Source organism: Flavobacterium sp. 20NA77.7, assembly GCF_031326205.1.
In the GTDB taxonomy this organism is placed as follows: Bacteria; Bacteroidota; Bacteroidia; order Flavobacteriales; family Flavobacteriaceae; genus Flavobacterium; species Flavobacterium nakdongensis.
On record NZ_CP133721.1, the window covers coordinates 2,248,688 to 2,261,616 of the forward strand.

The 12,929-nt window shown below is 32.9% G+C and carries 11 protein-coding genes; 1 reads left to right on the forward strand and 10 read right to left on the reverse strand.

The window, feature by feature from the left end; translation table 11 throughout:
- Nucleotides 1–67: 67 nt before the first annotated feature.
- The 9 genes from recO to RF683_RS09965 all read right to left on the reverse strand — a co-directional run bounded on the left by recO (nt 68) and on the right by RF683_RS09965 (nt 11,114).
- Entirely contained in the window at nt 68–781 is a 714-nt protein-coding gene (gene recO, locus RF683_RS09925; RefSeq protein WP_309532129.1) for a DNA repair protein RecO, read from the reverse strand.
- Nucleotides 781–3,057: a type IX secretion system anionic LPS delivery protein PorZ gene (gene porZ / locus RF683_RS09930; protein WP_309532130.1), complete on the reverse strand. Its 2,277-nt coding sequence runs from the start codon at nt 3,055–3,057 to the stop codon at nt 781–783. Before porZ ends, recO begins: the two co-directional genes overlap by 1 nt.
- An 80-nt stretch (nt 3,058–3,137) precedes the next feature.
- On the reverse strand, nt 3,138–4,901 hold the full coding sequence (locus RF683_RS09935; RefSeq protein WP_309532131.1) for a BatD family protein: 1,764 nt from the start codon (nt 4,899–4,901) through the stop codon (nt 3,138–3,140).
- Nucleotides 4,902–4,952: 51 nt separating this feature from the next.
- Nucleotides 4,953–5,600 (reverse strand): tetratricopeptide repeat protein, encoded by a 648-nt coding sequence (locus tag RF683_RS09940; RefSeq protein WP_309532132.1) that lies wholly within the window; start codon nt 5,598–5,600, stop codon nt 4,953–4,955.
- On the reverse strand, nt 5,593–6,627 hold the full coding sequence (locus tag RF683_RS09945; RefSeq protein ID WP_309532134.1) for a VWA domain-containing protein: 1,035 nt from the start codon (nt 6,625–6,627) through the stop codon (nt 5,593–5,595). Before RF683_RS09945 ends, RF683_RS09940 begins: the two co-directional genes overlap by 8 nt.
- A complete protein-coding gene (locus RF683_RS09950) occupies nt 6,627–7,631 on the reverse strand; it encodes a vWA domain-containing protein (RefSeq protein ID WP_309532135.1) in 1,005 nt (334 codons plus the stop codon). The genes RF683_RS09945 and RF683_RS09950 overlap by 1 nt, the downstream gene beginning before the upstream one ends.
- Nucleotides 7,621–9,225: a BatD family protein gene (locus tag RF683_RS09955; RefSeq protein ID WP_309532136.1), complete on the reverse strand. Its 1,605-nt coding sequence runs from the start codon at nt 9,223–9,225 to the stop codon at nt 7,621–7,623. The genes RF683_RS09950 and RF683_RS09955 overlap by 11 nt, the downstream gene beginning before the upstream one ends.
- Complete coding sequence (locus RF683_RS09960) at nt 9,225–10,091, reverse strand: DUF58 domain-containing protein (RefSeq protein ID WP_309532137.1); 867 nt, start codon at nt 10,089–10,091, stop codon at nt 9,225–9,227. Before RF683_RS09960 ends, RF683_RS09955 begins: the two co-directional genes overlap by 1 nt.
- 18 nt (nt 10,092–10,109) lie before the next feature.
- Nucleotides 10,110–11,114 (reverse strand): AAA family ATPase, encoded by a 1,005-nt coding sequence (locus tag RF683_RS09965; RefSeq protein ID WP_309532138.1) that lies wholly within the window; start codon nt 11,112–11,114, stop codon nt 10,110–10,112.
- Nucleotides 11,115–11,295: 181 nt separating this feature from the next.
- Between RF683_RS09965 and RF683_RS09970 the strand changes: the two genes are divergently transcribed.
- Entirely contained in the window at nt 11,296–12,165 is an 870-nt protein-coding gene (locus RF683_RS09970) for an aldo/keto reductase (protein ID WP_309532139.1), read from the forward strand.
- 4 nt (nt 12,166–12,169) lie between these two features.
- Here the strand turns inward: RF683_RS09970 and RF683_RS09975 are convergent, their stop codons facing one another.
- Nucleotides 12,170–12,844, reverse strand: coding sequence for an SCO family protein (locus RF683_RS09975; RefSeq protein ID WP_309532140.1), 675 nt, complete (start codon nt 12,842–12,844; stop codon nt 12,170–12,172).
- Between the last annotated feature and the right edge of the window lie 85 nt (nt 12,845–12,929).

The following is a 12,929-nucleotide window of genomic DNA, read 5'->3' on the forward strand; positions in this document are numbered from 1 at the left end:
TTAAATCAATTTGCGAAAGTAATGATTTATAGGTAAAAGGCAAAAGGTAAAAGGTAAAAGTTGTGTGTTAAGAAAAAACTTCTTTTAACACAGCAAGGGATTTAGGTTGTTTGAAACCGTCTAAGTGTAGCGTGTAATAATCGAGTAGCACTTTTAGTAATATTTGCCGTTCAATGCCTACAAAAACCTTTTGATTGCCATCAAATTTTAAGTGTATCAATTTTTTGAATAAAGTCGTTTCGTGTTGGTTTAAAGCAGTCATACTTTGAAAAGGCGTAAAAAACCCTTCTGATTTATCAAAAAAAGGAAAATCTATTTCGGTTGTATCGGGATAAAAACCCAAATGTTTTGTGAGCTCTAAAAGTACGATCAAATGAAAATTAGCTGCTTCTTCATGCGCATCTAACCACAACATGGCTGTTTCTAAAAAAGTAAATAATTTTTCGTTTTTTTCTTCCTCTAAAATACTGTAATGTAAAATTTCAGATAGAAATAAGACGACTGTGCTCTTAACAATGTCGGTGTAAATAGATTGATAAACGTGTGCAAGCTTTACTTCTTTAAAATGCTCTAGTGTACCTTTGTTTTTGTGGGTAGCTTCTATTTCAAGACTATTTAATGGCTGAAAGTAAGCAATGCGTTGGTTTGCTTTTTTTGACGAAAAAGCACTCTGGACAAAATAGGATTTAATACCATGATTTAAGGTGTAGCACTTTACGATCAAGCTTTTTTCTTGATATTTTAATGCGCTTAAGACAATGGCTTTGGTTTTAATGAGCATTACCTAACAATCATTATTTTTTTTACCGTTGTTTCTGCTCCATCTGCAGCGCTAACAAACACCATATACACACCAGATGCTACTTTGTATTTTCCAAAAGCAGTGGTATCCCATTCTACTGTTCCGCCTTGAGAAGTGGTTTCAAAAACTAAATTGCCTTCTATATCTGTAATTTTTACATTCACTTTGTCCATTAATCCCGCTATCTTTACGGTTCCTGTGTAATCTGGTCGAATGGGGTTTGGATATACATAAACTGCTTCTAAATTATCACTACCTTTGGTTGATGAGCCTAAAAATGAAACGGTTCCTTTATCTGTAGCAAAAAAAACTTCCCCCGAAACTTCATCAATTTCAATATCTAATACATTGTTACTCGGTAAAGGCGAATTTTCTTTGGTAAATCGATGCAAGGTTGTTTTGCCATTTGCACTTACATGAAAAACCCCTGCATCAGCAAGTGCAATCCATTTGTTATTTGAACCGTCGACATAAATGTCTTGTATCATTTGTTGGTAAAACAATTCCTGCGCTAAATCGCCTTCCTGAATGACAATGTTTGTTGCTGTTAATTCATTTTCTGAAATAAAACGGTCCACACTAGAAATGATTCGCAATCCTTTATAAGTGCCAATCCACAACTGTCCTTTTTTGTCGACAGCCACACAACGCACATCTTTATCAGGCAAACCATTATCTAAGCCTACAACAATAAACTTATTGTTATATTTTTCGTTAAAACCAATAACGCCATTCAAAAAAGTAGCTATCCATTTTGTGCCATTTTTATCAATATCAATATTCCCGTAGCGTTCGTTTGTAACATCAGAAATAACATTTGTTAAATCATATGACTGCCAATTGTTTCCTGGTTTTAGCACCTTTAAAGCTTTATTAACATAGGCGTTTGCTAACCAAATATTCCCGTCTTTATCTTGTTTTAGTCCATTAGGGCGAACAGATTTATACGTTGGGTCGGGAAGATAGGTTAAACTCTCCAAACCTGATGTTCCAGTGTTTAAATGGTTCAACAGCGTTACGTCGGTTTTGTTTACAACTTTTAATAAGCCACTATGGTTAGAGCAAATGTATTTTTCTGTTTTATTTTTAGTGTTTTCTAAAATAGTTCCTAAAGAAACGGCATTAAATAATGCGCCCTTTGGAATACTACTCCATCCTGATTGAGGAGCAAAAACACTTATGCCTTCTTGTTTATAATCGGGTGCATACGTGCGGTCATAACTGCCGTGTGTAAGCCATAATTCGTCGGTTGTTTTTTTTATTTTAAACGAATAATCTTGAATAGGACCGTTTGGAGATAGTAAAGTAAATTGATTCGTAGCAGGAATGGAAGATTCAAACAGCCCGTTTTTACTTGTGCCAATGTATAGTTTATTATTTAGAATTGCTGCGCCAGTGAAATAATCTGAAATACCTGTTATTTGATACGTTATTGATTGTAAAGCTAAGGACGTATTGAAAACATGAATTTGATAATTGGCATGCGCCACTAAATATGTTGCGCTTGTTTTTAATTTTATTCCAACGGAACCAAAAGAAGCAAATGACTGAGGAATAGCACCCACAAACTTATATAACATATTGTTTGAGTTCATCCCAATCAGTTGATTATTAAACGTAACTAAGCTTAGCCAATAGCCGCCATCAAAAACACTCCATTGCGAATAATCATATAGAAAAGGATTGGATAAGGCTGCTTTTTTGATTCCTTGTGTTCTCGTAACCGCATAAATTTGATTATTAAAAACGGTGGTTTGTAACACATCTAGTAGTTCGCCCGATGAACCAATGTAATAGGTTTCGTCTATTTCCAGATTCGTTAAATCAAAAACAGTGATTCCGTATTGAGTGCTTACATATATTTTACCATTGAATTCATAAAAGTCATTTATTCTTTTAGAATTAGGTGGCACAGGAACTTCTAAAATAATATCGGGCTTATTTACTATAGTACCATCTGGTTTAATAATAATGATTTGGCCATTTTCATTTCCTATAAAAGTGTGCTTTGTAGATGTATGAAAAAGCGTAGTAATCTCATTAGGTTTTAAATCATTAATAGACGTATACGTCGTGAGATTATTTGTGTTCAAATCTTTACTAAAAACAGCATTTTTTGTAGACGCAAAAATAGTTTGATTACCCGCACAAACATCAGTAATTTCATTAAACGAAAAATAACCCTTCCACAAGTTCTGTTGTGCCTGAACCTGTGTAATAAAAAGGATAAGTATTCCGAGGAATTTTTGCATCATACCTATACGTTGTAGCTTGAGAAATTCTTTTCAACAATACTACTCAAAAACGAGCACATTCGCAAATTATTGCGATAGAATTAATTTTTATGTCTTAATGCCGAAAGCACTTTTTGAGCGGTTTGAAAGTCTTCTTGAACAGCTACATTCAAAAACGGCGCATATTTTACTTGTTCACACGTATGCAACAATCGAAGTGTATTTTCGATAATTTCTTCTGAATAATTAGCTTCTCGCAATCCTTTTTCAATACTTGTTTTATCCGTAAAACCGCCTTCAAAATTTATTTTTTGTGATAAAGTTGCAAGAAGTATGCGTTCCATTTTTTGATACATTTTTTCTTTATCAAAAGTGTCCTGCTCATCAAGTATTTCCATTTGATAACTTGGCGTTTCGACTTTTATTTCTTCTTTAATTACAAACTCGTTAGTTGAGTCATAAACTTGATTTTTTATGTTGTTTTTCTTTTTTAAATACCAAAAAATTACACTTGATGCGAGTAAAAAGAGTGCTACACCAACAAGGTATTTGATTCCGCTGCCAGGCGCACTTTGTGGTTCTGAAAAATCTTTAACAACGCTATTTTTTTTGTTGGCATTTGAATGATTAATAGGTGTGTTTTTGCCTTGCTGAATTATCATTTTTAACGGCTGGGCAGTAATGGTTTCGTATTTTTTTGTTTGACTATTAAAAAATGTGAAAGTTTGTTCTGGAAAACGCAACTCCCCTTTTTTAGTAGGTATAAGTGTATAACTATCTGTTATTTTACCCGTCATTCCATATACATTATCTTTGATTTCTTCGGTGTGCTTTGGTTCAAAAACCTCAACGTTTTGGGGAAATATAGGTTTTGGAAGGTCAAATAATTTCAAGTTTCCTGAACCCGAAACGATAAATTTCATTTCAAAAGATTCGCCTGTTTTGCCTGCATTTTTATCTACTACTACTGTAAAATCAAAGTCTCCTACAGCGCCTGTGAAATTTTTTGGTTTTCCGTTTTCTGGAAGGGGTTTTACATTAATTTTTAACGCATTAGACACAACTATTTTTCGAGTAGTATCGAAAACTGGGTCGTCAAAAAAATCTAATTCTCCAGTTGGATACGCAATATTAAGATCTAATGTGATAGGATTAATTGTGAGCAAACCCGTTTTCTGAGGATAAAGTAAAGCCGTTCTGAACGCTTTGGTGTAATAGGTTCGACAGTTTACATAGACCTCTTGCCAATCGTCGTAATTGACATTATCTGTTTGACTCCAAAAGTTATTGTATTTTGGATAATTTATTTTATTTTCTTGTTCAATTCTAAATTTTGGGTGCAAATAAATCCGATACGTTACCTCAACGGGCTCATTGATAAAAACTTCTTTTTTTGTTAGTTCTGCTTCAATAAAAATAGCTTGATTTTTTGAAGGTATTGTTTTGTTGGCATTTATTTGATAGGTGTTCCCTGAAGCATTTGCGGTTGATTCTTTTCGTTTTTGATTGTTTACTACAAGCTGAATGGGTTTTGAAAAATAGGCTTTGCCTTTATACACAATTGAAGCGGCCTGAATTGTATATACACCTGCTTTAGTGGCCTGAAGGGCATACGAATATTGCTGTGAAGCAGAATAAGCACCATTTACAATGTTTTCTGAAGCACTAACAAACGGTCCAGCCACTTCAAAATTTCCAAAACGTGGCGGTTCAAAATTTTGACCATTGTTGTTAAATACAAAATCTAATTGAATGGTTTCGCCCACCATTATATTCGTTTTACTTACACGTGCCTCTAATTTCACTTGAGCAAAAGTGAAATACGTAACTAAAAAAAGAAATGCTGTTAAAATATTCTTTTTCATTTGTAACGAATTATTTTTAAAGGTCATTTGTTTTAATTTCATTGTATGTGTTTACCAATCCTTTTCTGTTTCAAGAGTTTGTGTTTTTCCGCGTTGTGCATTGGCTTTTTCTTGCACTCTTTTTTCTTCTTTACCTATGGCATTTAAAATATTTTCCATACGCTGTTTGTTGGTTCCTTTTGGCTTAGATTGAGATTGATTATTTTTGTTTTTTTGAGAATTTTTATTCTTGTCTTTATTGTTTTTTGGTTGTTTTTTATCCTTATTCTTCGGTTTATTTTTTGGAGGCGGATTTTGTTTCAATTTTCGTTGAGCAACTGCTAAATTATAGCGTGTTTCTTCGTCTTTTGGGTTGTTTTTTAAGGCGTTTTTATAACTTTCAACGGCTTTGTCATATTTTTTTTCTCGCATATACACATTTCCTAAATTATGATAGACTTTGTGTTTTTCAGCTTTCGTTTTAGCAGTTGAAAGTGCTAGTTTATAATTTTGTTTTGCTTCGTTATATTGCTTTGATTTATAAATGGTGTTTCCTAAATTGTATGTTGCTTGATTTTGTTGTTTTTTGGAATTATTCTTTACTTCTCTTAATTGCACTTCCTTTTGTTTTAACGCAAGGTTTTTTTGATTTACTTCTTGCTGTGAAAAAACAACCGAAATAAATAAAAGCAAGCTTATTTGTAGTAGTATTTTATTCATTTTTCTCTCTTTTAATTCTTTGTGCAAAAGAAAATAGGTTATTTTCAATAAAAAATACATCTAGTAAGAACAGCACTAAAGCCACACCTAAAAACCATTGAAATTGCGATTTTTGTTGGGCAATTTGTTGCGATTTAACCGTTGCTTTTTTCATAGATTGGATTTCTTTTTTAACAAGCGCGACAACCTCATCTGTTTGGTTGGCATAAATGTAACTCCCAGATGCATTTTTTGCTATATTCTCTAAAACAGTTTCTTGAAGTTTGGTAACAACTTCTCTTCCTTCTTTATCTTTTTTAACTTGAGGTTCGCCGTATTCATCAATAAAATAAATAGGGCCTCCTTGAGGTGTTCCTATTCCAATAGTAAGTACTTTAACTTCTTTATCTTTAGCATAAATAGCTGCTTTTTCAGCCGCTTCTTCGTGGTCTTCTCCGTCTGAAAGTAAAATGAGTACTTTTCCCGCATTAGGATTGTCAAAAAAGTCAACTCCTGTTTTTAGTGCTGTATTAATAGCGGTTCCTTGAGAAGAAATTAAATCTGTATTTATCGTTTGTAGATACATTTTAGCCAATGCATAGTCTGTTGTCATTGGTAAAACAGGATAAGCATTACCTGCATAAGCAACCATACCCATTCGCTCCGCATTTAACTGGTTCACTAATTGTGAAATAATTTGTTTGGCACGTTCTAAACGATTTGGAGAAACGTCTTTACAAAGCATGCTTTTTGAAACATCTAAGGCAAAAACAACCTCAACTCCTTGCGCAGTAACGCTATTTTTTTCAGTACCAAATTTAGGATTAACTAGTGCTAAAACGCTGAAAAAAAGAATCGTTAAAAAAAGAATAAATCTAAATTGTTCGTGATTTACGGTGCTAAATTTTACAATTTTTTGTAAAGCAATCGGATTTCCGAACTCCAACTGTTTTTTTCTTTGCCAGTTTAAATAATAATGCCTTACTACTACGAATAAAGGAATAAGTAGCAACAAAAGAAAATATAGGTGTTTTTCTATCGTAAACATTAAATAAAACTTTTATAAATTAATTTTTTTAGGGCAAATTCAACAGCTAAACAAGCTATTGCTAGTAGTAACCAAAAACGAAATTCTTCTTGAAATTTTAAGTGTTTTTGCTCTCTAATTATTGTTTTTTCTAATTGATCTATTTCATTATATATAGCCGCTAATTTTTCATTTGATGTCGCTCTAAAATATTTTCCTTTCGTCGTTGACGCAATTTGTTGCATCAATGCTTCATCAATTTCAACCTGCTGTTTTTGATACAATATATTTCCGTTAGCGTCTGTAGTATAAGGCACATTTGCTATTCCGTTTGTGCCCACACCTATTGTATATACCTTTATTCCATACGCTGTAGCAATTTCAGCAGCAGAAATTGGATCTAGACTGCCTTTATTATTTACCCCGTCTGTAAGCAATATAATAATTTTTGTTTTTGACTTACTTGTTTTTAGTCTGTTTATAGCTGTAGCTAAACCAATGCCTATTGCCGTACCATCTTCTAAAACATATCCATTGTATTGAACGTCTGCTAAAGAAGTGAGCACCATTTGATGATCTGAAGTAACTGGTGTTCTGGTATAACTTTCGCCTGCATATACCACTAAACCAATACGGTCATTTGTCCTGTTTTTTATAAAATCTGCTGCTACTTTTTTGACTGCTTCTAATCGGTTTGGTTTTAGATCCGTTGCCAACATTGAACCTGACACATCGGTGGCAATTACAATATCAATTCCGTTTTTATAACTTGTGAAGTTAGATTTTTCAGTACTAATGGGTCTTGCAAGAGCCAACACCATACCTACAAAAGCTACTACGCGTAACACCCATAAATAAGGTCTAGTACGTGTACGCCACGTTTTTGTTTGTTCATCAGTAGCTATCTGACTTACTTTTAAAGTAGGTTGAGCGTGTGGTGCTACTTTCACATACCAAAAAATAAAAAAAGGGACCAGAATGAGTAATCCTAGTAATTCTGGATGTAAAAACGAGTTACTCTTCATCTTCGTCTAGAATGAGTTGGATACTGTTTTTTATTTTTTCAATAAAATTAGTTTTCTCTTTATCGGTTGTTCTACAAAAAATCCGAACGGTTTTTAAACTGGTTTCATCATGTAAAACTAAAATTATACCTGTAATTTTTTCAATTTCTCCATTAGTTAAAAACTCAAAATTTGACACTAATTCGTCCCCTTCAACACCATTTTGATTTTTAAATTTTTTGGCATCTACTTTTAATTTTTTTACACCTTGTTGAAGCAAAAGGGCTTGCTCATAATCAATAATTCCTACTAACTCAAATTTAGTAGTATCTTTAAACGCTTTCGTTTCAACAGAAATAGCAATATTATCTTTTAAACTATTCCACTTAAAAGTAGCTGTTGATTTTATACTAGGAGCAATGCTATCTGAGGCGTTTCGTTCTAAGGCTTTTGGCGTGGTGATTTGTATCGCAGGATAACCATATTCAGACGTTACCCAATCTTTGGCTAAATAATAATGTGAATCTTTGCCATTTTGGTATTGTAATAAGGCATCGTAAATGTTTTGATAGCCTAAATAGACTGTACCCGCAATTGCTGTTAATAAAAAACTAAGCACTACCGCAAATTGACGGTAATTTTTATTTTTAAATTGTCTTTTTTGTTCCGCTTCTAATGCTCTAGCTACACGTATTTCTTCGTTAGATTGTGGCAATTTATCATGAAATTCTTGAATACAAGTAAAAATTGTTTTTTGATCTTGAAGGAGAATTGTCTCATTTAATTTAGACTTAGCAAATTTTACTAAATCGGCATGTCGAAACACCTGTTCAAGGGATTGTAACGTAGTTTGGGAAATTTCTAATTTTTGTTCTTTTGTTTTTTGGTTAACCCGAATCAAAAATTCATCTGTCGTACTCTCTAGAGCGGGAATTTCTATTGTTACTTCAAAATACGATTTTATTAATTCTGTCGCTTTAGAATAAAATAGTTTAGGTTGTGTTTTTAAAGACTCTAACGATGAAAATTGTGTGGAAAAAAGCGTAAACGGCGGTGTATATTTCTCTCTTTTTAAATCATATTTAGCATGTATTCGTTTCATTAACCAATAAACGATTACCGGAACAATACCAAGAAATAAAAAGACTAAAATCACTTGCCAAAAAACTAATGGTTGAGCCTCATTTAAAGTTGTATTAAAGTTAATTGATTCATCTTGTTTAATGTCATATAAGGGTTGTTTAAGCGTATCAACTTCAACATCTTTTACTTCTATTGTTTGCTTTTGGGTGTTGATTTTTTGCTTATTGTACGCTATTTCAACCGAAGGAATGGTATAAGTGCCCGAATTAAATTGCGTGATGGTATATTTTTTTACTAATTGGTCAATGTTTTTTTGTCGAATCGTTTTAACAGGATGGTTTGTAACTACTTCCCATTTACCTATTGAATCTAGTTCAGGAAAAACAACTTGGTCTGTTTTTTTTGCATTAAGATGAAGTGTTAACGTAACTTGATCGCCAATTTTTATTGTTTTTTTATCAACAGAAGTCGTTACTGTTTGTGCAACAGAGGAGTAAAAACCAAACAATAACAGTACAATATACCTTTTCATTAACTTCTCGATTTAAAATACGTTAATAATTTAGAAACATAGCTTTCTTCGGTATGTGTATTAACTAAACCTGCCCCACATTTAGAAAAAGCGGAAAAACAATAGGCTTCTTGTGTTTTAAATTCATTTTCATAAGCATGGCGAACTTCTGGAGACTGTGTGTCTAGCCAAATATGGGCATTTGTTTCAGCGTCTACAACAGAAATTAAACCTAAGTTAGGGAGATGTTGTTCTCTTTTATCATACACTCTAATTCCAGTTACATCATGTTTTTTAGCTGCGATTTGAAGTGATTTTTGGTAATTTGAATCCCTGAAATCAGAAATTAAAAATAGTATGGCTTTCTTTTTCATGACTTGAGACACAAATTCTAAAGCTAAATGAATAGCTGTTTTGTTACTTTTAGGTTGCCATTCTACTAATTCTCTAATAATTCGCAATACATGCGTTTTTCCTTTTTTTGGTGGAATAAATAATTCTACTTGATCGGAAAAAAGCACTAACCCAATTTTATCATTGTTTTGTGTAGCTGAAAAAGCTAATGTAGCTGCGATTTCAGCAATAATTTCATTTTTATTTTGTAACGAAGAACCAAATGATTGTGACGCACTACAGTCGACCATTAAAAGAAGTGTTAATTCTCTTTCTTCTTCAAATACTTTTATATATGTATCATTATTTCGTGCGGTAACATTCCAATCAATAGCACGAAAATCATCTCCATATTGGTAGGGTCTCACTTCTGAAAACGTTACTCCCCTGCCCTTAAAAGACGAATGATATTGACCCGAAAAAAGATGATTGCTCAATCTTCGGGTTTTAATTTCTATCTTCTTTACTTTTTTTAGCAGTTCTTTAGTTTCCATTTTAGTTTAATTCGCCGTTTATGGGACTTGAACTTGATTTATTATTTTTGAAATGATAGCTTCAGTAGTAATGTTTTCAGCTTCGGCTTCATAAGTTATGCCTATTCTGTGGCGCAAGACATCATGTACTACCGCGCGCACGTCTTCCGGAATAACATACCCTCTTCGTTTAATAAAAGCATAGCATTTTGCGGCTAAAGCTAAATTAATACTTCCTCTAGGAGAAGCTCCATATTGAATAAACGGTTTAAGATTTTCTAATCTGTATTTTTCTGGGAAACGTGTAGCAAAAACAAGATTTAGAATATAGTTCTCAATTTTTTCGTCCATATATACTTCTTTAACCAATGCCTGCGCACGAAGAATTTGATCTACACTTACTACCGGATTTATAGAGGGTAATCCGCCTTGTAAACTCATTCTAATAATAGCCTGTTCTTCTTCCATTTTTGGGTAATCCACAATTGTTTTTAACATGAAACGATCCATTTGTGCTTCAGGTAACGGATACGTTCCCTCTTGTTCCACAGGGTTTTGAGTGGCTAATACCAAAAAAGGCGCATCAAGCTTATAGGAAACATCTCCTATTGTGACTTGTTTTTCTTGCATGGCTTCTAACAATGCCGATTGTACTTTAGCGGGAGCTCTATTGATTTCGTCTGCCAAAACAAAATTGGCAAATACAGGTCCTTTTTTAACTGTAAATGCATTTTCTTTTAAATTATACACCATGGTTCCTACTACATCTGCTGGTAATAAATCAGGGGTAAACTGTATACGACTAAACGAACCTTGGACCGCTTTTGACAAAGTATTTATTGCCAATGTTTTGGCTAATCCAGGCATTCCTTCTAACAAAATATGACCTTGTCCTAAAAGCCCTATCAACAAGCGTTCTATCATGTGTTTTTGACCTACAATAGTTTTGTTCATTTCAAAAGTCAATACTTCAATAAATGCGCTTTCTTGCTGTATTTTTTCATTAAGTGACGCCACGTCAATTGTTCCTGTTTGCTGTTCCATTTGTAGTATTATTTCAATTATGGATTTTAATTTTAATAATTGGGTGCAAATTGTAATTTTTAATTATTTTTTGATGTTAAGAGTCCGTTAAATTATATGTTTTGAAGATAAATTAGTTTGAAGAGCGACTTATGCGATTTAGTTTTGTTGTTTTTTATATATTTGAATATAAATTGAAACTATGTCAAACAAACTTTCTAGTCTTATTGCAGGCACCATGAACTGGGGTGTTTGGGGTAATAATTTAGCTAAAAGGGATATGCAAGAGCGCATTTTTGCTTATCTAAATCAAGGAATTACCTCTTTTGATCATGCCGATATTTATGGCGGATATACGACCGAAGCCTCCTTTGGAGAAGCGTGGCAAGAAATGAATATTACTAGAGATAACGTGCAATTCATTTCAAAATGCGGCATAAAATATGTTGGAGGAACTAGAAAATATGCTTTAAAGCATTATGATTATAGTAAATCCTATATTATTTGGAGCGTAGAACAGTCGTTAAAAAATTTACAAACAGAGTATTTAGATGTGTTATTGCTCCACAGACCAAGCCCTCTAATGCAAGCCGATGAAATTGCAGAAGCGGTAACTAAATTAAAAGAAACGGGAAAAATTAAAAATTTTGGCGTATCTAATTTTTCTGTTGAACAAACCGCTTTGCTTCAAAAAAACATTCCTATTTCTTATAATCAAATTCAATTTTCGGCAACGCATTTTGAACCTATGCTAAATGGAAGTATAGATTTTATGCAATTACATAGTGTTGTGCCAATGGCTTGGAATCCGCTAGGTGCTGTTTTTAAAGAAACAACCGAGCAAACCCAGCGTTTACATCAACTCCTTTCAAAACTTGAAACAAAATATGAATGTGGTAAGGAAATTATTTTGTTAGCGTGGATTTTGAAACATCCTGCGGGGATATTGCCTGTAGTGGGCACAACAAATCTAGATAGAATCACGAGTTTAGCTCACGTAAAAACGATAGCTTTATCAATAGAAGATTGGTTTGCAATATGGACAGAAAGTCAAGGAAAAAAAGTACCCTAAATTTTTATTCTTGAGTCGCTAAAAATTCAATATCCTCTAAAAGTTGATTCATGTTTTTTTCGCCTTTTTTAGTCTCATTGAGTAAGGTTCCATTATAAAACCCTCTGATTCGACCCTTTTGATCTACTAAGACAAAGTTTTCTGTATGAACCATGTCGTATAATTCTTCTGGCTTTCCTGTTTTTACAACTAAATAAGACTGTCTCGCAATTTTATAAATTTCTTTTTGATTACCTGTTACTAAATTCCATTTAACATCTAGTACACCTTTTGCTTTTGCATATTCTTTCAAAACCTCAACCGTATCCTCATCAGGAAAAACAGTATGAGAAAGTAATTTAACTTTTGGATTGTCTTTAATTTTATCTTGTAACCAAACCATATTTGTGGTCATCTTTGGACAAATGGTTTGACAAGTTGTAAAAAAGAAATCGGCTACGTATATTTTTCCTTCATAATCTTTATTCGTAATTGTTTTGCCGTTTTGGTTCGTAAATGAAAAGGGAGCGATTTTATGATTATAACCTATATGTTGAACTGTAGAATCTACTAATTCTGGATTTACATCACGTGGCGTATAAATAGGAAGGTTTCTTCTATTCATTAAAGAATAAATCGCTATAAAAATAGAGACTAATAAAATTGAAAAGCAAAAAATAAAAATAGTGCGTTTTTTCATTTTGGAAAAATATTTGTTGCAAAAATACACATTTCTAAATGGTCTTTATTGTTTTTTACCCTTGTAAAAACCTCCTTTCTGTTTT